Source organism: Syntrophaceae bacterium (assembly GCA_013177795.1).
Lineage (GTDB): Bacteria > Desulfobacterota > Syntrophia > Syntrophales > UBA2192 > UBA2192.
In genome coordinates this window covers 82971-107367 of record JABLXY010000003.1, presented here as the reverse complement: position 1 = coordinate 107367, position 24397 = coordinate 82971, and the positions used below count along the sequence as shown (strand labels likewise).

The following is a 24397-nucleotide window of genomic DNA, read 5'->3' as shown; positions in this document are numbered from 1 at the left end:
AAAGAGAGCCCTAAATTAACCGGATTGGCCGATTTGTCAAGATTTTTTTGCCCTTAGCCTCGCCAGGATGGACTGACCGTGGGCGTCGAGGCCTTCCATCGCGGCAAATGCCGCCGCCGGTTTGCCGAACTTGGCGAGCGCCTTGGCGTCGAAGGAAAGCAGACTGATCCGCTTGACGAAATCATAGACCCCCAGCGGCGATGAGAACCGGGCCGTCCCCCCCGTGGGGAGGATGTGGTTGGGGCCCGCCAGGTAATCGCCCAGGGCCTCGGGGGTGTGGTGGCCGAGAAAGACGGCGCCGGCGTTGCGGATCCCGCGGAGCAGCGATTTCGGGTCCGTCACGAGAAGCTCCAGGTGCTCGGGCGCGAACCGGTTGGCCACCTCGACGGCCTCCGCCAGGTCCTGCGTCACCACGACAAGGCCGTACTCCCTGATCGCCTGCGCGGCGATGGACTCCCGGGAGAGTCTCCGGAGCTGCCCCTTCACCTCGGCCAGGACCCGCTTCGCGAGGTCTTCGTCGGGCGTGACGAGGACGGCGCTCGCCAGCGCGTCGTGCTCGGCCTGGGAGAGCAGGTCCGCCGCGGCGACCGCGGGGTCGGCCGATGCGTCGGCGATGACGAGGATCTCGCTGGGCCCCGCGATCATGTCGATCCCCGTGCGCCCGAAAACGAGCTTCTTGGCCGTCGCCACCCAGGCGTTGCCCGGCCCCACGATCTTGTCGACGGCCGGAACGGATCGCGTCCCGTACGCCATGGCCGCCACGGCCTGGGCGCCGCCCACCTTGAAGATCCGGTCGACGCCTGCGATCTGCGCCGCCGCCGCGAGGATGGGGTTGAGCCCTCCTTGGCCGACGGGGCTCGTCATGACGATTTCCCTGACCCCGGCGATCCTCGCGGGGATGGCCGCCATGAGCACCGTCGAGGGGTACGCGGCAAGGCCGCCGGGAACGTAGATCCCCACGCGGTCGAGGGGGACTATCTTCTGGCCGAGCTCGACGCCTGCCCGCGTGTAGGACCAGCTCTCGAGCCTCTGCCGCTTGTGGTACTGCTCGATGCGTCCAGCCGCCAGCTCCAGGACCGCCCGCCCCTGCTCCGGTACCGCGCACAGGGCCTCGCGGATCTCGAGGGGGGAGACCTCGACGGTCTTTTCGGTCAGCGCCACGCCGTCGAATCGCTTCGTGTAGGCAAACAGGGCCCTGTCGCCCCGCCTCTCCACGTCCCGGAGGATGGCGAAGACCTTCTTTTCGAAGGCCGGGTCGAAGGATTTCCCCCGGCTGACGATCCGCTTGAACTCCCGCTCAAAGCCCCTGTCCGATGTCCGCACGATCCGCATGATCCTGTTTCCCTTCCCGCCGCGCTTCGGGCAGCAGGCCTCGAGCATCGACCGGCAAGGCTTGCCTGCCTTGCTGCCCGCGGCTTGCGGCTGCCGTGATTATCCCTTGACCCTTTGGATGCTCGCCCCGAGAGCGGTGAGCTTCTTCTCGATCGCCTGGTATCCCCGGTCGATGTGATAGACGCGGGACAGGGTCGTCCTGCCCTCCGCCACGAGCCCCGCCACGACCAGCGAGGCCGAGGCCCGCAGGTCCGTCGCCATGACGGGTGCCCCCTTGAGCCTTTTGACCCCCTTGACGACGGCGTTGTGTCCCTCGACGGCAATGTTGGCCCCGAGGCGCCGAAGCTCCGCCACGTGCATGAACCGGTTCTCGAAGATGGTCTCCGTGATCACGCTCGATCCCCGCGAGACGGCCATCAGGGCCATCATCTGGGCCTGCAGGTCCGTGGGGAACCCCGGGTAGGGCAGGGTCTTGACATCGACGCTCTGGATCTCCGGCGCGCCCCGGACCCTGAGGCCGCCCTCGGCCGCCTCGACGGAGATCCCCGCTTCCTGCAGCTTCAGGATGAGGGCTTCGAGGTGTTCCGGGTTGCAGCCCTCGAGGACGACGTCGCCTCCCGTGATGGCCGCGGCGATGAGGAAGGTCCCCGCCTCGATCCGGTCGGGGATGACGCTGACCTCGCAGGGCTTGAGGCTCTCGACGCCCTCGATGGTGATCACGTCGGTGCCCGCTCCCTGGATCCTCGCCCCCATGGCCTTGAGCGCATCGGCGAGGTTGACGACCTCGGGCTCCTTGGCGGCGTTCTCCAGCCGGGTGGTCCCCTTGGCGAGGACCGCCGCCATCATGATGTTCTCCGTGCCCCCCACGGTGGAGATGTCGAAGTAGATCCGGGCCCCCCTGAGACGCCTGGCCTTCGCCTCCACGTAGCCCTCCCTGAGATCGATCTCGGCCCCCATGGCCTCGAGGGCCTTGAGGTGGAGGTTGATCGGGCGGGCGCCGATGGCGCAGCCGCCGGGAAGCGACACCCTGGCCTGCCCCATCCGCGCGACCAGCGGCCCGAGGACGAGGACGGAGGCGCGCATGGTCCGCACCAGGTCGTAGGGCGCCTCGCAGTTGGCGATGTTGCCACCGTTGATGCGCAGGGTCTCGCCCTCGCCCTCCATCTGTGCCCCGTGGTTGGCCAGGAGCTTCTTGATCGTCCGGATATCGGCGAGGTCGGGGATGTTGCGGTAGGTGCTCCAGCCGTCGGCGAGAAGCGAGGACACGAGGACGGGCAGGGCGGCGTTCTTCGAGCCGCTGATCCGCACGCGTCCCTCCAGCTTTTTCCCGCCTTCGATGATGAATTTGTCCAACAGATGATCTCCAAAAGAAATTCTTACACCCTGTCGCAGGAAGGGGGCGGGATTCAGGATGCGAAGTGAGGCGTCTTTTGGGCAACCGCTCTTATCGAAGTGGAGCGGTGGCAGCGCAAATTGTTTGAGCCCAGGGGGCGAGTTTTTGCGTCTGCAATGGAACGAGATGGAGAGCGGTCCAAAAGCGTCTATTCGCAGGAAGAATCCTGCTGCCTTCCTACTACACGATTCCTTTCCTTCTCGCAATCACCACCCGGTCGAGGCCGGCCAGGTCCGTGCGGAACCGGACCCCTTCGAACAGCCCCGTCTGTTCCAGGATCTCCGTGAGGGCCGCCCGCTGCCCCGCCCCCATCTCCATGAGGAGCCAGCCGCCGGGCTTGAGCCTCTCCCGCGCGCCCTCGGCGATGCGCCGGTGGAACTCGGTCCCCTCGGGCCCCGCCACGAGGGCCTCCCGCGGCTCGTAGAGCGTCACCTCGCGGGCCAGCGTCTCGTATTCGGCCTCGCTGATGTAGGGGGGGTTCGAGCAGACGATGTCGAAGGCGCCCTCGGTCCCCTCGTAGCAATCGCCCTGCACGAAGGTGATCGGCCGGCTCTCCCCGAGGAGCCGCCGCGCGTTTTCGCGGGCCACCTCGAGGGCCGCCGCAGAGCATTCCGTGGCCGTCATGTCGCAGCCGGGCCACTCCGAGGCCACCGCGATGCCCACGGCGCCCGATCCCGCACCGATGTCGAGGATCCGCGCCTGCACCCCCCGGTAGGCGTCGCGGAGCGCAAGGACCTCCTCGACGAGGCACTCCGTCTCCGGCCGGGGGACGAGGACGGCGGGTGTTACGGCAAACTCGAGGGACCAGAACTCGCGGAAGCCCCGGATGTAGGCCATGGGCTCCCTGCGCTTGCGCCTCCCGGCCAGCTCGAGGACCCGGAGGATCTGCTCGTTGTCCAGCTCGACGGAAAGATCGCGGTAGAGCTCGGCGCGGTCCTTGCCCAGGCAGAAGCCGAGCAGGACCTCGGCGTCGAGCCTCGGGGTCTCGATGCCCGCCCGTTCGAAGACCTCGGTGAGACGGGAAAGAATCCGGGAGATGGAGCGCTTGGCTTCCTGTGACATCCCCTGCCCCTTTCTCAGCGCGCAGGGCGGCTATCCGGCCGCCGTCTTTTTCAGCTCCTCCGTCTGGTAGTGGGTCGCCAGGGCGTCGATCACGGGCTGGAGCTCCCCGTCGAGGATGGCCTGGAGGTTGTAAAGGGTGAGCCCGATGCGGTGGTCCGTCACGCGCCCCTGGGGGAAATTGTAGGTCCGGATGCGCTCGCTGCGGTCGCCGGTGCCCACCTGCTTGCGGCGCGCCTCGGACATCTGGGCGGCGCTTTCGGCCTGCATCTTGTCCAGCAGGCGCGCCCGCAGGACCTTCAGGGCCTTGGCCTTGTTCTTGAGCTGGGATTTTTCGTCCTGGCAGCTCACGACGAGGCCCGTGGGGAGGTGGGTGACCCGCACGGCCGAATCCGTCGTGTTGACGCTCTGCCCCCCGTGGCCGCCCGACCGGAAGACGTCCACCCGGATGTCGTTGGGGTCGATCTGCACATCCACCTCCTCGGCCTCGGGCAGAACGGCCACCGTGACGGCCGAGGTGTGGATCCGGCCCTGGGCCTCGGTGACGGGGACGCGCTGGACCCGGTGGACGCCGCTTTCGTACTTGAGGCGGCTGTACGCGCCGCGGCCCTCGATCATGGCGATGACTTCCTTGAAGCCGCCCATGCCCGAGGCGGAGCTGGAGCTGAGCACCTCGACGCGCCAGCCCGACAGCTCGGCGAAACGGGCATACATGCGGAACAGGTCGGCGGCGAACAGGCCCGCCTCGTCGCCGCCCGTGCCGGCCCGGATCTCGAGGATGACGTTCTTCTCGTCGTTCGGGTCTTTGGGAAGCAGCAGGACCGTGAGGCGCTGTTCGAGTTCCTCGATCCTCCCCTTGAGCGCAGGGATCTCCTCCTTGGCCAGCTCCCGGAGCCCCTCGTCGCCTTCCCGCAGCATCTGCTGGGCCTCGTCGAGCTGGCGGCACGTCTTCTCGTAGTCACGGAACGTCTCGACGAGCGGCGTCAAATCGGCGTGTTCCTTGCTGAGCCTCTGGTACTCGGCGCGGTTGGCGATCACAGCGGGATCGCTCAGGAGCCTCTCGAGCTCCTCGTAGCGCTTTTCGATGTCCTTGATGCGCTGAAACATATTGCTGCGTTCCCTGTGGCGGTTGTGGGTGATGAGGGGACGCCGCCTTCCGGGCGGCATACGAACGGGTGAGCGCGTCTGCGGCGCCCTAGAGGAAGCGGCTCCTCGGGTGAGGGGGAACGGTCGGTCGGGTCATCGAGGTCATGGCGTTCGGGTCCGGGCCCGGAAGACAGGTCCGCCCCGCTGCGCATCGGCAACGGGGCGCCGGGTTGTCGCTACTTCGCCTTCTCTTCCCGGGCTGCCTCTTTTGCGGCTTCCTGGGCGGCGTACTTTTTCTTGAAGCGGTCGACGCGTCCAGCCGTGTCGATGATCTTCTGCTTGCCCGTCATGAAGGGGTGACACTTGGAGCAGATTTCGATCTTGATGTCCTTCCGGGTCGAGCGGGTCTTGATGACGTTGCCGCAGACACAGGTGATCGTCGTCTCGTGGTATTCGGGGTGAATGCCTTCCTTCATAATGTCTTCTTATCCTCCTTGCCGTGGGCCCGATTTCCGACCGGGCCGGCATGTGAAGGTTGGGAGTATAGTCAAAATTCGAGGAATTTCAAGGAAAAATTTCAGCTCCCTTCGCTTCGTCGGGCGCACCGGGCACGGGGACCGGGTCATCGGAAAGGCAGGACCCTCTTTCCTGGTTCGCTGATGCCTGATGCCTGGTGCCTGTCCTACTGGTTCATCGAGGCGAAGAATTCCTCGTTGGTCTGCGTCTTGCGCATCTTGTCGATGATGAACTCGATGGCATCAATGGGGTTCATCTCCTGCAGGAGCCGCCGCAGGATCCAGACGCGGTTGAGCTGGTCCTTCGGGGTGAGCAGCTCCTCCTTGCGGGTGCCCGAGCGGATCAGGTCGAAGGCCGGGAAGACTCTCCGGTCCGCGATCCGGCGGTCCAGGACGATCTCCATGTTGCCCGTGCCCTTGAACTCCTCGAAGATGACCTCGTCCATCCGGCTGCCCGTGTCGATGAGGGCCGTCGCGATGATCGTGAGGCTGCCGCCGTGCTCGATGTTGCGCGCGGCGCCGAAGAAGCGCTTGGGCTTGTGCAGGGCGTTGGAGTCGACGCCGCCGGAGAGCACCTTGCCGCTCGGCGGGACGACGGTGTTGTAGGCTCTCGCGAGGCGCGTGATGCTGTCGAGCAGGATGACGACGTCCCTGCGGTGCTCCACGAGGCGCTTGGCCTTCTCGATGACCATCTCGGCCACCTGGACGTGGCGGGTCGCCGGCTCGTCGAAGGTCGAGGAGATGACCTCGCCCTTGACGCTGCGCTCCATGTCCGTCACCTCCTCGGGGCGCTCGTCGATGAGCAGCACCATGAGGGTCACCTCGGGGTGGTTGGCGGCGATGCTGTGGGCGATGTCCTTGAGCAGGACGGTCTTGCCCGCCCTCGGCGGGGAGACGACCAAGGCGCGCTGCCCCTTGCCGATGGGGACGAAGATGTCCATGATCCGCGTGGAGAAGTTCTCCGGGTCGCTTTCGAGCTTGAGCTTCTGGTCGGGGTACAGCGGCGTGAGGTTGTCGAAGAGGATCTTGTCGCGGGCCTGCTCGGGCGCCTCGAAGTTGACCGAGTCGACCTTCAGGAGGGCGAAGTATTTCTCCCCCTCCTTGGGCGGTCTCACCTCGCCGGAGACGGTGTCGCCGGTCCGGAGGTTGAAGCGGCGGATCTGCGAGGGCGACACGTAGATGTCGTCCGGCCCCGGGAGGTAGTTGTAATCGACGGCCCGCAGGAACCCAAACCCGTCGGGGAGGGTCTCAAGGACCCCCTCGCCGTAGATGGCCCCGTTCTTCTCGGCCTGGGTCTGCAGGATGGCGAAGATGAGGTCCTGCCGGCGCATGCCGCTTGCGCCGGGCACGTTGAGTTCCTTGGCCAGGACCGTCAGTTCATTGATCGGCTTCCTCTTGATCTCGACGATGTTCATGATGGTCTTCCTCGATGCTGTTGCGCGCCGGGTTCACTCCCCGGTCGCCGCAAGGCGGCGGAAGCAGGGATGACCCTTCCTTCTCGAACAGGCGCGCATGGGTGTGGGTGAGTTACTCTTCGTATCCCGGGATTAATTCAACGGGCAGTGCGTCGAACAGCTGGGTTACTCAAGGGAAGGACTTGCAAAAGCCTCTTTGAGATGGCCGCTATGTACAACAAGCCTTCCCCCCTTGTCAAGAGCTATTTCCCCCGCCGAAGCAGGATGAAATTCAGGTGCCGCCCCGTTTTCGCCCCGTCGCGGCGGTGCGAGAAGAAGAGGTCCGGCCGGCAGCAGGTGCAGAACCCGGATGTGCAGATCCTCTCGGGCCTGACCCCTGCCTCCTCGAGCTGGAGCCTGTTGGCCAGCGGCAGGTCGAACATCCAGCGCCCTTCCCTCGCGCCCGGCCGCAGGACGCGCTCCGCGCCGCCCCGCTTCGACATGGCCTCGAAGACGGGCCCGTCGACCTCGTAGCAGCAGGGCCCGATGGAGGGGCCGACGGCGGCCGAGAGATCCTCCGGCCGGGTCCGGAATCTCTCCGCCATCACGCGCACGGCCTTGCCCGCGATTCCCAGGGCCGTCCCCCGCCACCCGGCGTGGACGGCGGCGACGGCCCTGTTTCGCCTGTCCAGCAGGAGCACCGGGGCGCAGTCGGCCGTCTTGATGCCGATGGCCACGCCGGGGCGGTCCGTCACGATGGCGTCGTACTGCCTGTCAGCGAGCAGGTGACAGGCGCTTGCATCCTCGATGACCAGAAACCGCTCGCCGTGAACCTGGTTGACGACAAAGAACCGCTCGCAGGGAATTCCGAAGGCAGCGGCAAGCCGCTGCCAGTTCTCGCGGACTCGATCCGGGGGGTCCCCCTCCCGGGGGCTGAAGTTGAGGGTGGCATAGGGGCCGCCGCTCACACCCCCGATACGTGTGCAAAACCCGTGCAAAATCGACGGGACACTTAAAAATTCCTCCGACTCGAGGTATCGAACGGGGCCGCGTTGGGCGAGTTTGAGCATGATCATCAACGGGAATCATGGAGTTTTGGAATAATGGAAGAATCGGGTTTTCAAAACACAATCCCCTTCCGCGACCCATCATTCCGGTATTCCATCATTCCATCACTCCGTGATTCTGGAAGGCTTTTTCTCTCAAAAACCGGATCACCTCCGCCATGTCCTCGGGCAGGGGCGCCTCGAAGGCCATCTCCTGCCCCGAGACGGGGTGGGAGAAAGACAGCCGGCTTGCGTGGAGGGCCTGGCGGGAGATCCTCTTGAGCACCGCCCGCAGCGCGGGGGGCTCGATGGTCCGCTTCGACCCGCCGTAGACGCTGTCGCCGACGACGGGGTGCCCCAGGGAGGCCAGGTGGACGCGGATCTGGTGTGTCCGCCCCGTCTCGATCTGCGCCTCCAGCAGGGTGAAGGCGCCGTAGCGCTCGAGGACCCTCCAGCGCGTGAGGGCCGCCTTTCCCCGGCGGCTCGCCGTGGACATCTTCTTGCGCTCCACGGGGTGGCGCCCCACGGGGGCGTCGACGACGCCCTCGTCCGCGCGTACATCGCCGTGGACGAGGACGGTGTAGCGCTTGGAGACGCGGCGTCTCTTGAACTGCTCCGCCAGGTCCCGGTGCGCCTCGTCGGTCTTGGCGATCACCATGAGGCCCGAGGTCCCCTTGTCGAGACGGTGTACGATCCCCGGCCGCATCACACCGCCGATGGTCGAGAGATTCCCGCAGCGGAACTGCAGCGCGTTGACCAGCGTTCCCCGGGGATTCCCCGCCGCGGGGTGGACGACCATTCCGGCGGGCTTGTCGACAACGAGGACGGCATCGTCCTCGTAGAGGACGGCCAGCGGAATGTCCTCGGGGACGATCCCGGACGGCAGGGGCGGAGGCCGGTGAAGGGAAACCCTCTCGCCGGGCCTGAGGCGGTGGGCCGCCCTTGCAGGCCTGCCGTCGACGAGCGCCTCGCCGTCGTCGATGAGGCGACGGGCCTGCGAACGCGAGAGCGCGGCGTCCTTCCGCGCGAGGTAAACGTCCAGCCGGAGGCCCTGCTCCTCCGGACCCACGGTGAACTCCGCCTTTGTCCCCCGCTGCGTCGTCATCCCATCCTACCTGGGGCCAGAACGGCCCTCAGGGCGCTTCGGATTTCGGGCAGTTCCTCCGCCGACAGGGTGCGGGGGTCGAAGAGGACCTCGTCCCCGGCGATCCGTGCCACCACCGGCACCGGCAGGGACCGGAGCTTCTCGTCGATGCGCGCGGCCGAGAGCCCCTCCGAGCGCAGGGCCACGAGAACCGTGGGGATCTGCTGCGTCGGCAGCGAACCGCCTCCCGACATGGAGGACCCCTGCCTCAACCCGAGTGTCACGGCCGGGAAGTGTTCCTTCCTCAGCATCTGCAGGAGTCGCCTGGCGCGCCTCGTGACCGACTCGACGGGCTCCGTGAGCGCCGCAAGCGAGCGCAGGCCCGAAACGGCTTTCTGCTCGTTGAGGTAGAGCTTCGCCGTGGCCTCGAGAGCCGCGAGGGTCAGCTTGTCGATGCGAAGGGCCCGGTTCAGGGGGTTCCGCTTGATCGCCTCCAGCAGGTCCTTCCTGCCCACGATGATGCCCGCCTGGGGACCGCCGAGCAGCTTGTCGCCGCTGAAGGTGATCACGTCGGCCCCCTCCCTCACGGCATCGACAACGGTGGGCTCGGGCTGCAGGCCGTATCGATCGAGCCGGATGAAACAGCCGCTCCCGAGGTCGTTCATCACGGGGATTGCGTGACGGCGGCCCAGCGCGACGAGTTCCGGGACGGGGACCTCCTCGGAGAAGCCCACGATCCGGAAGTTGCTCGGGTGGACCTTCATGATGAGGGCCGTGTTCCCGCCGATGGCCCTCTCGTAGTCGGACAGGTGGGTGCGGTTCGTGGCCCCCACCTCGCGCAGCACGGCGCCGCTTCGCTCCATGACCTCGGGGATGCGGAACTCGCCGCCGATCTCGATGAGCTCGCCCCGCGACACGATGGCCTCCCGGCCCCGGGCAAGCGTGCTGAGCACCAGCAGAACCGCGGCGGCGTTGTTGTTGACGACCAGGGCATCCTCGGCCCCCGTGAGCTCGCAGAGGATCCCCCGGACGTGGTCGTAGCGGAGACCCCGCTTCCCGGAGGCCAGGTCGAACTCCAGGTTGGAGTAGCCCCGGCTCACCTCGACGATGCGCTCCAGGGCCTCTTTGCACAGGGGCGCGCGCCCCAGGTTCGTGTGCAGGATGATCCCGGTGGCGTTGATCACGCGCCTGAGGCTGTACTCGTGGAGCCGCTCGATCCGGGCCTCCACGGCATCGGCGGTGGACTCGACCGTGAGCGCCTCGCCGAGGTCCCGCGAGCCCGCCAGGATCCCGGCGCGGAGCGAACCCACGACCTCCCGGATCGTCTCGAGGACCTTCTCCCGGGGGGCCCGCGCAAGCATCCCCCGCTTCTCGAGCGCGGCGAGGACCTCGTCGATCTTGGGCAGGCTCTTCAGGAGGGATCTCTGGTTGTCGTCCATGGGCGCCTCATTCAAGGGCTGGAACAATGGAATGATGGAATGGTGGAATTGTGGGTTTTAAAGGAGTGTCTATACATTACACCCATCATTGCAATATTCCAACACTCCATTCTTCCGCAGCCTTCGGGTGCTATTCCCTGCAATAATCCCTGAAATTATTGACGGCGATGAAGAACTCCCGCATCATCACGACCCAGTAGTAGCGGCCGCGGGGAGTCAGGTAGAGCCAGTCCTTGCGGTAGTCGTACCGGACGGCGCCGACGAGGCGGAAGGGCAGCAGAAGCCGCCCCAGGTGCCAGTCGAAGGCCTTGCCGTACTTGTTGCGCATCGCGGGGATGTCGAGGAAAAGGCCGAAGAGCTTCATGAGGAAGTCGTAGCGCACCCGGTCGCCGAGGCTGAATGCCTTGGCGGCCGCAAGCGGGATCTCCCCGCGGTTGACGCGGGCGACGTAGTCGCGGATGTCGAAGGTGTTGGCGTAGCAGGTCCCGTAGAGGTAGCCGATGGAGCCGCTCCCCAGGCCGGCGTAGTCTTCGTAGTTGACGACGTACTCGTCGATCATCGCTTCCTTGCGGGAGAAGCACCACGCCGAGGAGAAACGGTAGGGCGGCACGAGCCGCCCGGTGATGATCCCGTAGAATTCCCTCTCGCGGTCCTCCGATACGGGCCCCAGGGTCCCGTGCACGAGCTCGCGCGTCCTCGTCGAGACCATGAGGGGGTAGTAGGTGATCTGGTCGACCCCGGTCTCCAGGAGCCGGTCGATGTCGGCCTTGAGGCTCTCCGCGCTCTGCCGGGCGAAGTTGAAGATCATGTCGGCATTGAGCGTGTCGAACAGGCCCCCGATCTCCTTGAGCCTCGCGGCGATGGAGGCGCCGCTGCCGTACTTTTCGTAGCGGTCCATGGCCTTGAGCAGCCCGTCGTCGAAGCTCTGGATCCCAACGGACAGACGGTTCACGCCGGCCTTTTTCAGGACGTCGAGGTGACGGTCCGTCAGGTGGTTGGGGTTGGTCTCGACGGAGATTTCGCGGATGGGAAAGAGGCCCTTCGCGTGCCCGAGCGTGGCGGCCAGCTCGTCGACCATGACCGTCGGCGTGCCTCCGCCGGCGTAGATCCCCTCGAACGTGTAGCCGCGGTCCTTATAGAGGGAGAGCTCCTTCCGGAGGGCCCCGAAGTATTCCCGGCACAGGCCCTCGTCGAAGGTCACGCGGTGGAAGGAGCAGTAGGGGCAGAGCTTTTCGCAGAACGGGACGTGGAGATAGAGCAGGCAGGGGCCCGCCGTGCGTGCCGGCGGAAGCGCCGGGGTTGCCCCTCCTTGGAAGTTCATGGCCCGGGCGAACTGTCTTCGCGCCGCGTGCCCGATGATTTTATCGATCACGGGAACCTCTCCGGGGATGCCTGGAAGACATTTTCCTTGCAGTCAGGCGACGTTAGCAGACATCACCCAAATTATCAACAGGAAAGGCTCCCGGCTCGAGGCCCGGGGAGGCGGGCAGGGCCCGAAGCGGTTGAAATTCCGGTCGCGTGGTGCTATAGCATCAGCGAATTCGTCCGGCCCTCGTTGCCCTTCGCCTCGCATTGTCGCCTCGGGCCTGCAGCCCGCAGACTGCGAGGGGACCGGGCCGGCACGGACGAACACCGATTCTCCCGCTGTCGAAAAGAAAGAGGCCGCATATGACCGTGCACAAGACCTGGCAGCTCTGGCGCGACGGGAAGATGGTCGACGAGGAGGCGGCGCTTCTGCGGAGGAAGGCCGCCGATCTGCCCGTCCCCTTCGACGCCGAGGCGAAGAAGGACATCCGGACCCTCGTCGAGGCCTTCCTGAACCGCAATGACGCCCTGGGGCTTGCGGCCCCGCAGATCGGGATCAGCAAGCGCATCATCGTCTTCAAGGTCAAGGACTTTGACAAGAAGGGCGTCAGCGGCAAGGACGACTGGGAGGTCCTCATCAACCCCCGCGTCACGCAGGCGCGCGGCGACGAGGAGGTGATGAACGAGGGCTGCCTGTCCTGCCCGGACATCAGCGTGGAGGTCACCCGCCCCACGGAGATCAAGGTGAAGGCCGTCGACATGGACGGCAACAAGGTCAACCGGCGCTACAAGGGGTTCCTCGCCCGCATCGTGCAGCACGAGATCGACCACCTCGACGGCCGCCTCGTCGTCGACCACGAGGGCACGATTTCCTACCCCAAGGAGAAGCAGGCGTTTTTCGACAAGCTGTTCAAATAAGGCCGGCGCAGGGCAAAGCGCGCCTGGAGAAGAGCCGCGAACGCCCCGGGATCAAGCAGGTCCCGGGGCGTTCGCGTTTTCGACATGTCCCGCAATCTCACGCCTGCGCCGCAGGGTTCCCCGGTCGGCCCGCCGGTTCACGGCAACGGGATGTGAACCCGCAGTCGATGCCCGGCTCAATCCTCGGCAGCCTTTGCGGGCGCAGCCGCCTTGCGCCTCCTTCTCTTTCTGAGAAGCTGCAGCGTGAAGACGGCCGCCAGCAGCCCGATCCCCACGACATCCGTCACGGTCCCGGGCGTGATCAGGAACGCGGCTGCGACGCCCGTTGCGATGCGCTCCGGAACCGTCGAGTGGTCCTTCAGGTACCCGATGACCGTCGCGCCCAGTGCGACAACGCCCATGAACAGCGTGAGAAGGACCTGCCCGAACCAGACGTAGTCGAACGGCGTCTTCCCGTCGAGAATCGTCGGCATCCAGAGGACGATCGGCGCGGTCACGAAGACAAAGGGGATGATGAACCCGCCCGATGCGAGCGTGAAGGCCCGCAGCCCCGTCCGGAAGGGATCGGCGCCCGAGATGCCCGAGGCCGCGTAGGCCGCGAGAGCCACGGGGGGCGTCACGTCGGCCAGGATGGCGTAGTAGAAAACGAACATGTGCGACACGAGGGGGTGAATTCCCCACTGCAGCAGGGCCGGCGCCGCGATCATGGCGGCGATGATGTACTGGGCCGTCGTGGGGATTCCCATGCCCAGGACGAAGCAGGCCAGCGCCGTGTTCAGGAGCGTGAAGAAGAGGGTGATGTCGCTGACGGTGCCCATGCCCATCAGCAGGGGGTGGACGAAGTGAGCGAGGTTGGTGGCCAGCGCGATGACGGCCGTGGCGAACTTCAGGCCGATGCCGGTCAGCGTCGTCGCCCCGACGATGAACCCCACGCAGGCGCAGGCCGCCCCGATGGCGATCGCGTTCTTCGTCCCGTCCTCGAGGCTCGAAAGGATCTGGGGGATGCGCATCTTGCTCTCCTTGTAGAAGAGTCCGGCGATGACGATGAGCATGTTGGCCCAGAAGGCGGCCAGGGACGTTTCCACCCCGAGATAGAGCAGCCCCGTGAGGACGACGGCGATCCCGAAGGAAATCCCCGTCGCGATGCGTTCGGCGCTTCGCCAGAAATAGTAGAGCGCGATGGCCGGAAAGACGACCCAGCCCGCAAGGATTTCCACATCATCGAAGGGGTTGATGCCGAACAGGCAGGGCAGCACGCTGAGAAGCAGCGGCATCAGCAGCGGCTTGGTCCTCGGGTGAATCTGGCCGGTGGCCGTCGCATAGATGATCCCCCAGAAAGCGGCCAAGAAGGGGCTCTTCCCCGTGACGAGCAGGTAGATGATGATGAAGAGGGGGAAGATCAGAAGCCCCCGCTCCCGAAGCACGTCCATCACGCGGGGGAGGTTGTCCCTGGATATGCCCACGAGCCCGCTCTTTCTTGCCTCCAGGTGAACCATCGTCCCCACGGCGAAAAAGTAGAACAGGGCCGGGACGATCGCGCAGGTTGCGATCTTGATGTAGGCAACCCCGAGGAATTCGGCCATGATGAAGGCCGCCGCCCCCATGATGGGGGGCATGATCTGGCCGCCCGTGGACGCCGAGGCTTCCACGGCTCCCGCAAACACGGGGCGATAACCCACCCGTTTCATCAGGGGGATCGTGAAGGAGCCCGTCGTCACCGTGTTGGCCACGGAGGAGCCGCTGATGGAGCCCATGAACCCGCTGGAGATGACGGCGACCTTCGCCGGCCCGCCGGCCGACCAGCCCGCCAGCGCCATGGCGAGGTCCATGAAGAGCTGGGCAAGGCCCGTCCGGGCGATGAAGAGCCCGAAGAGGACGAAGTGGAAGACGAAGGTGGCCACGACGCCCAGCGGGATGCCGTAGATGCCCTCCGTGCCGAGGAACATGTAGTCGACGATCCGCGAGATCGAGTAGCCCCGGTGGGCGAAGATGTCGAGGCCCGGGATGCCGAGGAAGTAGGGCCCGAGATAGCAGTTGATCAGCACCAGCATGGCAATGATCGGCAGCGGCGCCCCGATGCTCCGCCGGGCTCCCTCCAGGATGAGCAGGAAAGAGAAGCTGCCGACGACGAGCTCCGCCAGGTCGGGGCTGCCGGCCCTCAGGCCGATGTTGTGGAATTCCACGAAGACGAAGACGGAGATCAGGCAGGCCATGAGGGCGAAGAAGACGTCGAAGTAGGGCACGTTGTCCAGCCGGTAGTCGGCTGCCTTGCGTTCACGGACGACCGCCACGAGCATCCGGACCCAGTTGAAGAGAAACAGCGCGATGATGGCGCAGAAAATCCCCAGCAGGAAGAGCCCCCAGAATACAAGCTCCGGGTTGAGGTCCTCGAACCAGGAGCGGATGTTGAGGTGGACATAGCCCAGCCGGGCCAAGTAGACGATGAAGACGACCATCGCGGTGTAAATCGGGAAGTCGACGAAGGGAGTCAGGCGCAGGGGCAGGTTCTCCCGCTGCTTGAAGTACAGCACGAGTGCGAAGGTGGCCGCGGCGAGCGCGGCCGAGGCGCCGAAGGACAGGGCCAGGATCTCGCGGAAGATGGCCGTGTTGAGCATGGCCGCCACGGCGGCGTAGAGGACATCGTAGAAGAGGTGCTTGCCGCCCTTGAGGTGGACCTCTTTCTTCATGGTATAGACGAAAAACACGAGCGGCAGGACGAAGGCCAAGTGGAAGGCCCTGTGGCGCCATTCCTGCAGGACGCCGAACCCCGCCGTGTAGATGTGGAAGACCGACAGGACGATGGTCATCGCGAAGATGAGCTTCGCCGTGATGCCCGTCAGGGGCCGAAAGCGCATCTCGGGGTCGTACTTTGAGATCTGATCCGGGTCCTCCTTGATCTCGGGGGTCGAGATGATCTCTTTTTTCTCCTCTGCCATGTCGTCCATCCTTGCCGGTATTCACATCAGGTCCGAAACGCCCAAAGCAGCAACTCCCAGGCAAAAACCCTTTGAACCGATATCGTGACAGGCCCATCCCCCGCAAGGGCCGGCAGGAATATTTCGCGGCCCTTGACTGACAGGGTGCCTCCCCAGGCCTCGGTCACCTGGAGCCGGATCTCGGGCAGGAGCTGCCTCCTGTTGGAAAGCCGGAAGCCGCCGCCGGTCCGCTCGAAGACCTCGCCCTCGGAAACAACAGCGGGAAGCCCCGTGTTGAGCGAGCGGAATTCCGTCTCGTATAGAATAATCCGGTATCCATCGTCAATTCGGAAATGGTCCGTGACGTCCGATTTCTCCACCGAGTGGACGAAGGACAGCGCGAAGGTGTCGCCGGGCGAGACCCGCTGCAGCAGCAAGACGCGGCCCGCTCCGCCGGATTCCCGCACCTCGAGGCCGTGCAGCGGGAAAAGGCCGGCCGCCAGGACCCCGGCGGCGACGATCGCCAGCGTCTGGAAAACCCTTCTCATAAAAAAAGCCGGGCACCCCGTGGAGTGCCCGGCTTGCCTCCTGCGAGGAAACAGGGCGTCCTATTTCTTCTTGGGCACCGCCTTCTTGGCCGGCTCCGCCTTGATGATGCCCGCTTCCTTGTAGTACTTCTCCGCACCCGGGTGCAGCGGGATGGCCATGCCCGCCAGCGCCGTCTTGGTCTGCACGTTCTTGCCCTGCGCATGGGCCTGGGCCATCTTCGCCGCGCCGTGCTCCCAGAGGGCCTTGGTCAGCTTGTAGACGACCTCATCGGGCACCTCGGCCCCCACGACCCACTGGGCCATCGTGGTGATGGTCGCCACGTCCTTCTCCTGCCCCTTGTAGGTCCCCTTGGGGATCACGATCCGGCTGTAGAAGGGGAACTTCTTCGTGAGGTCCTTGATCTTGGCTTCGTCGATCGGGACGAGAACGATGTTCGTGGAGATGGCCAATTCCGTGATCGCCGCCGTGGGCCAGCCCGCCGTCGTGAAGGTCACGTCGGCCTGCTTGTCCTGCAGGCGCTGGGCGCCGCCCGAGAAGGAGAGCCAGTCGACGCCGGCGAAGTCCTTGTAGGTGAAGCCGTAGGCGCCGAGCACGTTCAGCGTGTCGACCTCGGTTCCGCTGCCGCGGTCGCCGGGGACGAGCCTCTTGCCCTTGATGTCCTTGACGGTCTTGATGCCCGAGTCGGCCCGGGCCACGATCTGGATCGTCTCGGGGTAGAGCGATGCGATGAAGCGGAGGTTCTTGGCCGGCTTGTCCTTGAACTGCTCGAGGCCGTTGTAGGCATTATAGGCCACGTTGCTCTGGACGAAGGCCGACTCGACCTGCTTGTCGCGGATCAGGTTGCAGTTGGCCACCGAGGCCTGCCCTGCCTGGGAGGTCACGACGACCTCGGGCACCTTCTCCGTCAGCGCCTGGGCCAGGATGCCTCCGAGGGGATAATAGGTGCCGCCCGTGCCGCCGGTGGAAATGACAAAGAATTTCTTCTGCTGGGCGATCGACGTCCCCGCGAGGACGAGGGTCAGCGCCAGGACGATGGATACGACGAGAAATGCTCTCTTCTTCATCCGAAACCCTCCTTGTCTTGTTTGAAGTTGGCTCCTGCGAACAAAAGACCGGCTGCGTCACCCGCCAACGTGCAGCCCCGAGCCGAACCTCCGGGGCACGATGACCGATTCGGTCCGATGGATTTGATTAAAATAATTCCCCCCCCTTGTCAAGCATTTCCCTCGGCCATACGCCGGGTTCCATTCGCAAAACCCGTTTCAAAACGGTGCCTTTTGCGGCACGGGAGGCGCCGAGGCTTCAAAATCCCCTTGATTTTTCGAATGCGAGATAATAAAAGGTACCGTTCGTTTCAGAAGCGGCCCGGTCGTGTCACGGGCCGTTTCGCACCGGGAGATCAGCCGATGATCAGGTTCATCGAGGTCCACAAGTGGTTCAAGGACCTCCACGTGCTCAACGGGATCAACTTCCACGTCAAGCAGGGCGAGGTGGTCGTCGTCTGCGGTCCCTCGGGATCGGGAAAGTCCACGCTCATCCGCTGCATCAACAGCCTCGAGCCCATCCAGAAGGGGAAGCTCATCGTCGACGGGATGGACCTCAGCGACCCGAAGACCAACATCACGAAGCTTCGCGCCGAGATCGGCTTCGTCTTCCAGCAGTTCAACCTCTACCCGCACCTGACAACGATCAAGAACATCACGCTCGCGCCCATCAAGGTCCGAGGGATGAACAAGAAGGAAGCCGAGGACCTGGCCATGTCCCTCCTCGAGCGGGTGGGGCTGACGGAGAAACGGGACGCCTACCCGGCGCAGCTCTCGGGCGGCCAGCAGCAGCGCGTGGCCATCGCCCGGGCTCTCGCGATGAAGCCCAAGATCATGCTCTTCGACGAACCCACGTCGGCCCTCGACCCCGAGATGATCGGCGAGGTGCTCCAGGTCATGCTGGGCCTGGCCAACACGGGCATGACCCTCGTCGTCGTAACCCACGAGATGGGCTTTGCCCGGGAGGTCTCCAACCGGGTCGTCTTCATGGACTACGGCAAGATCCTCGAGGAGGCCCACCCCGAGGAGTTCTTCAAGAACCCGAAGCACGAGCGGGCAAAGCAGTTCCTGAAGGAGATCCTGTCTCCCATGCATTAGGCCGAAGACCCGGGCAGCGCGCCCGTGAAAGGAGAAGTTGCGAAGTTGAGAAGTTGTGAAACTTGGATGAACTGAAAACCGGCCATAAGTTCTCTGCTTTTCCGAACTTCTTCACTTCATAGGTTCCTAACTTTATACTCTTATGCGGGTGCCCTGCATCCAGGCATTCATAAAGTGAAGAGTGAAGCAGCCCTGAATCAACCGAAAAGGAGGACTCACATGAAGAAAGCACTGGCTCTGTTACTGACCGTTGCCTTCGTGGCCGGACTGGCGGGTGTCGCCCTGGCCGAAGACACCTACGACATCGTGAAGAAAAGGGGCGTCCTCGTGGTGGGCGTCAAGGACGCCTCGCCCGGGTTCGGCTACATCGACCCCAAGACCCGCGAGATCGTGGGCTACGACGTCGACTTCGCGGCCTACCTCGCCAAGAAGATGGGTGTGAAGCTCGAACTCAAGGGCGTCACCTCGGCGGCCCGGATTCCCCAGCTCCAGGCGGGCAACATCGACCTGGTCATCGCGACGCTGACCTACACGCCCGAGCGGGCCAAGCAGGTCGACTTCTCCCACACCTACTTCCTGACGGGGCAGAAGTTCCTCGTGAAGAAGGGCACCGTGAAGAGCCTCGCCGACCTCGACGGCAAGAAGATCGGCACGGCCAAGGGCACCACCTCGGAGCAGAACGCCTCCAAGGCCCTGCCGAACTCGACGATCCTTTCCTTCGACGACTACCCCCAGGCCTTCCTGGCCCTCCAGCAGGGCAAGGTCGCGGCGGTGACGACGGACGAGTCGATCCTGGCCGGCATCCTCGGCAAGGCCCCCAACAAGGAGCAGTTCGAGATCGCCGACATCCGGATCTCCGACGAGCCCTACGGGATCGCCATGCGCAAGGACAGCCCCAAGATGCTGAAGTTCGTCAACGACACGCTCCTCGAGATGGAGAAGAACGGCGAAGCCAAGAGGATCTGGGACAAGTGGTTCCACCCCAAGAGCGACCAGCCGATGCAGCGCGGCAAGTTCAAGATCACGGCGGACCGGAAGTAGCAGCGGTTCCCCCGTCCCAGCGTTCGGACTGAACGGCAGCCGTCCGCACCCGCCAGGCGGGAGGGTGCGGACGGCTCCTTTTTCAGGCTCCGGCCGACCCTCCGGGCGGCCGGCAGCCGCTGAACCGGCGGCAGCAGGGCAATGTTCAATTACCAGTTCGACTGGTCCGTCGTCCTCACGGGACAGTACTCCCAGTGGATCGTCGACGGCATCAAGATCACCATCCAGCTCTCGGCGGTGTCGATCGTCCTGTCGTTCCTGATGGGGCTGCTCATCGCCGTCATGCGCCTGAGCCACGTGGGCCCCATCCGGTGGTTCGCGCAGGGCTACCTCGAGTTCATCCGGAACACGCCCCTGCTCGTCCAGTTCTTCTTCTGGTACTTCGGTTCCTACCAGATCCTGCCGCAGTCGGTGAACGACTGGCTCAACGCCCGGGACTTCGAGTTCTCCGCGGCGGTCATCGCGCTGACGATCTACACCTCCGCCTTCATCGCCGAGGACATCCGCTCGGGCATCCGCTCCATCCCGAAGGAGCAGATGGAGGCGGCCCGCAGCTCCGGCTTCTCCTACATCCGCTCCATGCAGTACATCATCCTGCCCCAGGCCGTGCGGCTCACGATCCCGCCGCTCATCAGCCAGTTCCTCAACCTCACGAAGAACTCGTCGCTCGCCATGACGATCGGCGTCGCCGAGCTCACGTACCAGGCCAGGCAGGTGGAAAGCTACACCTTCAAGGGCTTCGAGGCCTTCACGGCGGCCACCCTCGTTTACCTGACGCTGTCGGTCACCATCACGGCCCTCGTGACCCTGTACGACAAGAAAGTCCTGTCTCCGACGGGGATGAAATAACCCATGGACGGCTGGTTCGGGTTCCAGGTCATCTGGGACAACATCGAGCACTTCCTCATCGGGCGCTACCCGAGCGGCCCCATCGGCGGTCTTGCGCTCACGATCTGGCTGGCCGTGGTGTCCTGCACCCTTTCCATCCTCATCGGCATCTTCGCGGGCCTGCTGTGCGTCTCCCAGCACCGCTTCATCCGGTATCCGGTGCTGACCGTGGTGAACGCGATCCGGGGGATCCCGCTGCTGATGGTCATCTTCTGGATGTACTTCCTGCTGCCGGCTTTCATGGGGATGGTGGTCCCGGAGAGCTGGACCGTCATCGCGGCCCTCACCGTCTTCACCTCGGCCTACATGTCGCAGATCGTCCAGGCCGGCATCAAGGCCATCCCCCGCGGCCAGACCGAGGCGGGGCTCTCGACGGGGCTGACCCGCGGCCGGGTGATGGTCTACATCGTCCTGCCCCAGGCCGTGCGGAACATGATCCCCTCCTTCGTGAACCAGCTCGTGTCCCTCATCAAGGACACCTCGCTGGCCTTCATCGTCGGCGTGGCCGAGCTCACCCACGTGGCCACGCAGGTCAACAACCGCACGATGATCTACCCGGCCCAAATCTTTTTCTTCATCGCCGTCGTCTACTTCATCCTCTGCTTCATGCTGACGAGCTACTCCCGGTATCTGGAGAAGAAGCTCGCCTACCGCAAGGGCATCTAGGCCGGTGACCGGGGGAATATCTTTCCGGGCAGAGAAGGCAAGTAGGTGAGAGGGTAAGAACGTTGGATGAGTCGTCAGCCGCATTCTCGCTCATGGCTTCTCCAACCTTCTTACCTTCTTACCCTCTTGCCTTCTGCTCGGATGGGCGAACATAAGACCGGGAGAGGAAAACGATGTCCGACGGGAAAACGTACGAAATCCCGCACGAGGTGCGGGCGCAGGTCATGGCGGGGCTGGCCCTGGCCTGGGACGGACAGTGGTTTCTGAAGGTCAACGACAAGTTCGGATGGGAGACGGCGGCTGAGATCAACCTCCGGACGCGCCACGCCTTCGGGCGCCTCGAGATGCGAAGCACCCTGCAGGCCCTGGGCAAGAGGAAGGCCGACGACCTGAAGGACGCCCTCGAGGTCTGGCAGGCCTACTTCCGGATGTTCGGCGCCGACCGCGGCGTCTTCGCCGGGGATTACGCGATCGAGGGCGACACCCTCGAGGTGACGGTGCACAAATGCGCGGCCTATGACGGGGCGAGGCGGGCCAAACTCGAAAAGGACGTCCAGGCCTGTCTCACCTGCGAGGGGCTCTGGCAGGTCTGGTTTTCATCCCTGCTGCCCGACCATGCGGTGAGCCAGGAGGTCATTGCCCGCATGGGCTTCGGCGACCCGCAGTGCCGCTTCCGCGTGACGGCGAAAGCGCGGTGAATCCCGCGCTACGCGCCCTCGGCTTCCCTGCGCGCCTGCTTGATCTGCCTCCGGGCTCGGACGAACTCGATGACGCTCGGCAGGACGGAGAGCACGATGATGCCGAGGATCACGAGGGTGAAGTTCTGCTTCACGAAGGGAAGGTTGCCGAAGAAGTAGCCGCCGAGGATGAAGACGCACATCCAGGTGACCGCCCCGGAGACGTTGAAGGCGAGAAACTTCGGGTACGTCATCTTCCCGATGCCCGCCACGAAGGGGGCGAAGGTGCGGATGATGGGCAGGAACTTCCCGATGAAGATCGTCTTGCCGCCGTACTTCTCGTAGAAGTGGTGCGTCCGGTCCAGGTATTCCTCCCGCACCCAGCCCCGTTCCACGATCTTGGCCCCCACGAAGCGCCCGATCCAGTAGTTGACGTTGTCGCCGATGATCGCGGCGGCCGTCAGCAGGATCAGGATCGTCTGCAGGTCCAGGGATCCCCGGGCCGCGATCGTGCCCGTCACGAAGAGCAGCGAGTCCCCCGGCAGGAAGGGGGTCACGACCAGGCCCGTCTCGCAGAAGATGATCGCGAACAGGATCAGGTAGACCCAGGTCCCGTAGGTCTGGATCAGCCCGTCGAGGTGGCGGTCGATGTGCAGGACGAAGTCGATGTAGTTCAGTAAAAAGTCCATGGCGCAAGGCTCAAGGCTAATCGCTCAGGCTTGAAAAAACAAGAGCGAATATCGTGCCACCGGGCGGCCGTTTTTCCGGAAAATTTGTTGCCCTCCGCCTCACGCCTTCAGCCTTTGCCGTCACTTGATTCTATCGATATCCGCCCCGCGGCCCACCACGACGAGCAGGTCGCTGTCCTTGATGATGAAGCCGGCCGCGGGGATCATCTGGATCTTCTCCGTGAGCGTGTCGCGCACCGCGATGACGTCGACGTGATACCGGTTGCGCAGCTGCAGCTCGGCGATGGACTTGCCGATGAAGCCGGCAGGCGGCGCGATCTCGCAGATCATGTAGTCCTCGGACAGCGGGATGTAGTCCAGGACGTTGGGCGACACGATGCTCCTGGCGACCTTGTCGGCCATGATCTTCTCGGGGATGATGACCTCCGTGGCGCCCACCTTCTCGAGGATGAGCTTGTGGTCCTCGTTGGGGGCCTTGACGATGATGTTCTGCACCTTCATCTGCTTGAGGTGCAGCGTGATCAGGGTGCTGGCCGCCAGGTCCTCCCCGAACGAGACGATGACGAGATCGTCCTCGCGCAGGCCGATGGCGTTCATGATCTCCGGGTCCGTGCCGTCGGCGACGATGGCCTTCGCGGCGTAGTCCCTCACGTGCTGAACGGCTTCCTTTGCCTTGTCGATGGCGATCACCTCGACGCCGCTCTTGGTCAGCTCCTTCACGAGGTTGATCCCGAAGATGCCCAGCCCGACCACGACAACCCGCTTCTTCATGGCAGCGCCCCCTTATCCGACCATGACGGTCTCTTCCGCGTACACGACGGTTTTCCTGCCTTCCCGGAACGACAGCGAAAAGGCCAGCGTCAGGGGCCCCACCCTGCCCGCGAACATCATGAAGACGATCACCAGCTTCTGGAAGTCCCCCAGCCTCGGCGTGATCCCCATGGATAGCCCCACGGTGCCGAAGGCCGACACGGTCTCGAATATGTACTCCACGAACCGCTGCCGCTCCATGGGGCCCGCCTCCGTGTGACCCGCCGCCATGACCGCCGCCACGGCAAAGAAAACGGCGAGGATCGAGGCCAGGGTGATGGAGAGTGTCCGGCCGATGATCTCCCTCGGAACGGTACGGCTGGCAACCGTCACCTCCTCGCTGCCGCGCCAGCGGTTCCAAATCATCAGAAGCAGAAGGGCGAAACTCGTCGTCTTGATTCCCCCCGCCGTGGAGCCGGGGGAGCCCCCGATGAACATGAGCACGAGCAGCATCAGGATCGTGGCGTTGGTCAGCTGGCCGATGTCGACGGTGTTGAATCCCGCCGTCCGGGGCGTGATGGACTGGAACAGCGAGACCAGGAGCTGCGTCTGGGGGGAGAGGCCCTTGAGGGCGTAGCCGTCCTCGAAGATCCAGAACAGAGCGGCGCCCGCCAGGATGAGCCCCGCCGTGGTAACCAGGACGATCCGGCTGTGGAGCGAAATCCTGGCCCGTCGGTCTCTCAGCCGCGCGAACACCTCGTGGTGCACGACGAAGCCGATCCCGCCCAGCACGATGAGCGTCATGATCGTCGCGTTGAAAAGCAGGTCACCCCGGTAGCGGACGAAGCTGTCCGGGAAAAGCGAAAACCCGCAGTTGTTGAAGGCCGAGACGGAGTGGAACACGGCAAAGTAAAGGGCTTTGCCGGCGGGAAACTCCATGACGAAATGGATGAAAAGCAACGCGACGCCCGCAGACTCGATGACAAGGGTGGACAGGATGACGGACTTGAGGATGACGAAAAAATCACGCCGGGGCGTGTGCAGGAACGCGCTCTGGACGATCTCGCGGCCCTTGAAGGAGATGCTTCGCCCCATCATCCCGAATAGAAACGCCGAGAACGTGATGATGCCGAGCCCCCCCACCTGGAAAAGGCAGATGAGGACGACCTGTCCCGCCGTGGTGAGATCGGTGCCCACGTCCACCGTGGAAAGCCCCGTCACGCAGACGGCCGAGGCCGACATGAACAGGGCGTCGATGAAGCGGATGCCCCTGGTCGAGGCGAAGGGAAGCCACAGCAGGACGGCGCCGGCCAGGATGACGCCCGCAAAGCTGAGGATGAAGATCCTCGCCGGCGAGAGGTGACGCGCCAGAAACGGTCCCAGCCCCAGGGGCTCTCTGCTGTGCATAGGGCGGATAAAAAACACGCCTTCACCGTGCATCGAGGAAGAAGGCGCTGTTGTTTCGGATGCTTTTACGCCCGCCGGAACCGGCCGTCAACAGAAACTTTCG

General features: G+C 64.6%; 22 protein-coding genes. 6 read left to right on the top strand and 16 right to left on the bottom strand.

Annotation, left to right across the window (positions count from 1 at the left end; genetic code table 11):
* Positions 1 to 36 precede the first annotated feature (36 nt).
* The 10 genes from hisD to HPY67_10365 form a co-directional block, all read right to left on the bottom strand.
* Positions 37 to 1332 (bottom strand): histidinol dehydrogenase, encoded by a 1296-nt coding sequence (hisD, locus tag HPY67_10410; GenBank protein NPV05131.1) that lies wholly within the window; start codon positions 1330 to 1332, stop codon positions 37 to 39.
* Between the two features lie 99 nt (positions 1333 to 1431).
* Positions 1432 to 2685 carry a UDP-N-acetylglucosamine 1-carboxyvinyltransferase gene (murA, locus tag HPY67_10405; protein NPV05130.1) on the bottom strand — a complete coding sequence of 418 codons (1254 nt, stop codon included), beginning with the start codon at positions 2683 to 2685 and terminating at the stop codon, positions 1432 to 1434.
* 220 nt (positions 2686 to 2905) lie between these two features.
* On the bottom strand, positions 2906 to 3787 hold the full coding sequence (prmC, locus tag HPY67_10400; protein NPV05129.1) for a peptide chain release factor N(5)-glutamine methyltransferase: 882 nt from the start codon (positions 3785 to 3787) through the stop codon (positions 2906 to 2908).
* A gap of 30 nt (positions 3788 to 3817) precedes the next feature.
* Complete coding sequence (gene prfA / locus HPY67_10395) at positions 3818 to 4891, bottom strand: peptide chain release factor 1 (GenBank protein NPV05128.1); 1074 nt, start codon at positions 4889 to 4891, stop codon at positions 3818 to 3820.
* Between the two features lie 215 nt (positions 4892 to 5106).
* Positions 5107 to 5346: a 50S ribosomal protein L31 gene (rpmE, locus tag HPY67_10390; protein ID NPV05127.1), complete on the bottom strand. Its 240-nt coding sequence runs from the start codon at positions 5344 to 5346 to the stop codon at positions 5107 to 5109.
* A 206-nt stretch (positions 5347 to 5552) separates the two neighbouring features.
* Positions 5553 to 6800, bottom strand: coding sequence for a transcription termination factor Rho (gene rho / locus HPY67_10385; GenBank protein NPV05126.1), 1248 nt, complete (start codon positions 6798 to 6800; stop codon positions 5553 to 5555).
* 242 nt (positions 6801 to 7042) lie between these two features.
* Entirely contained in the window at positions 7043 to 7855 is an 813-nt protein-coding gene (gene pgeF, locus HPY67_10380; GenBank protein NPV05125.1) for a peptidoglycan editing factor PgeF, read from the bottom strand.
* An 88-nt stretch (positions 7856 to 7943) separates the two neighbouring features.
* A complete protein-coding gene (locus HPY67_10375) occupies positions 7944 to 8930 on the bottom strand; it encodes an RluA family pseudouridine synthase (GenBank protein ID NPV05124.1) in 987 nt (328 codons plus the stop codon).
* On the bottom strand, positions 8927 to 10348 hold the full coding sequence (locus HPY67_10370; GenBank protein ID NPV05123.1) for an L-seryl-tRNA(Sec) selenium transferase: 1422 nt from the start codon (positions 10346 to 10348) through the stop codon (positions 8927 to 8929). The genes HPY67_10375 and HPY67_10370 overlap by 4 nt, the downstream gene beginning before the upstream one ends.
* Before the next feature lie 130 nt (positions 10349 to 10478).
* A complete protein-coding gene (locus HPY67_10365; GenBank protein NPV05122.1) occupies positions 10479 to 11720 on the bottom strand; it encodes a coproporphyrinogen III oxidase family protein in 1242 nt (413 codons plus the stop codon).
* A 296-nt stretch (positions 11721 to 12016) separates the two neighbouring features.
* Here HPY67_10365 and def point away from each other — a divergent pair, with 296 nt between their 5' ends.
* Positions 12017 to 12571, top strand: coding sequence for a peptide deformylase (gene def / locus HPY67_10360; GenBank protein ID NPV05121.1), 555 nt, complete (start codon positions 12017 to 12019; stop codon positions 12569 to 12571).
* 176 nt (positions 12572 to 12747) lie between these two features.
* Here def and HPY67_10355 read toward each other — a convergent pair whose 3' ends face one another.
* Genes HPY67_10355 through HPY67_10345 form a run of 3 tightly spaced genes read right to left on the bottom strand, consistent with a single transcriptional unit; the run spans position 12748 to position 17099 of the window.
* Entirely contained in the window at positions 12748 to 15507 is a 2760-nt protein-coding gene (locus tag HPY67_10355; protein NPV05120.1) for a TRAP transporter fused permease subunit, read from the bottom strand.
* 26 nt (positions 15508 to 15533) lie between these two features.
* The gene (locus tag HPY67_10350; GenBank protein ID NPV05119.1) at positions 15534 to 16034 is read right to left on the bottom strand and encodes a DUF1850 domain-containing protein; all 501 of its coding nucleotides are present in this window, start codon (positions 16032 to 16034) and stop codon (positions 15534 to 15536) included.
* A 60-nt stretch (positions 16035 to 16094) separates the two neighbouring features.
* Entirely contained in the window at positions 16095 to 17099 is a 1005-nt protein-coding gene (locus HPY67_10345; GenBank protein NPV05118.1) for a TAXI family TRAP transporter solute-binding subunit, read from the bottom strand.
* 342 nt (positions 17100 to 17441) lie between these two features.
* On the opposite strand from HPY67_10345, the gene HPY67_10340 reads away from it, so the two are divergent.
* From HPY67_10340 to HPY67_10320, 5 genes are all read left to right on the top strand, one after another.
* Positions 17442 to 18176, top strand: a complete 735-nt coding sequence (locus HPY67_10340) for an amino acid ABC transporter ATP-binding protein (protein NPV05117.1) — start codon at positions 17442 to 17444, stop codon at positions 18174 to 18176.
* Between the two features lie 219 nt (positions 18177 to 18395).
* Complete coding sequence (locus HPY67_10335; GenBank protein NPV05116.1) at positions 18396 to 19217, top strand: ABC transporter substrate-binding protein; 822 nt, start codon at positions 18396 to 18398, stop codon at positions 19215 to 19217.
* 141 nt (positions 19218 to 19358) lie between these two features.
* Positions 19359 to 20066 carry an amino acid ABC transporter permease gene (locus tag HPY67_10330; GenBank protein NPV05115.1) on the top strand — a complete coding sequence of 236 codons (708 nt, stop codon included), beginning with the start codon at positions 19359 to 19361 and terminating at the stop codon, positions 20064 to 20066.
* A 3-nt stretch (positions 20067 to 20069) separates the two neighbouring features.
* Complete coding sequence (locus HPY67_10325; GenBank protein ID NPV05114.1) at positions 20070 to 20771, top strand: amino acid ABC transporter permease; 702 nt, start codon at positions 20070 to 20072, stop codon at positions 20769 to 20771.
* 173 nt (positions 20772 to 20944) lie between these two features.
* On the top strand, positions 20945 to 21469 hold the full coding sequence (locus tag HPY67_10320) for a hypothetical protein (protein ID NPV05113.1): 525 nt from the start codon (positions 20945 to 20947) through the stop codon (positions 21467 to 21469).
* A gap of 8 nt (positions 21470 to 21477) precedes the next feature.
* Here the strand turns inward: HPY67_10320 and HPY67_10315 are convergent, their stop codons facing one another.
* The 3 genes from HPY67_10315 to HPY67_10305 form a co-directional block, all read right to left on the bottom strand.
* On the bottom strand, positions 21478 to 22137 hold the full coding sequence (locus tag HPY67_10315; GenBank protein ID NPV05112.1) for a DedA family protein: 660 nt from the start codon (positions 22135 to 22137) through the stop codon (positions 21478 to 21480).
* A gap of 120 nt (positions 22138 to 22257) precedes the next feature.
* Positions 22258 to 22908 (bottom strand): TrkA family potassium uptake protein, encoded by a 651-nt coding sequence (locus tag HPY67_10310; GenBank protein ID NPV05111.1) that lies wholly within the window; start codon positions 22906 to 22908, stop codon positions 22258 to 22260.
* A gap of 12 nt (positions 22909 to 22920) precedes the next feature.
* The gene (locus HPY67_10305; GenBank protein NPV05110.1) at positions 22921 to 24294 is read right to left on the bottom strand and encodes a hypothetical protein; all 1374 of its coding nucleotides are present in this window, start codon (positions 24292 to 24294) and stop codon (positions 22921 to 22923) included.
* Positions 24295 to 24397: the final 103 nt, after the last annotated feature.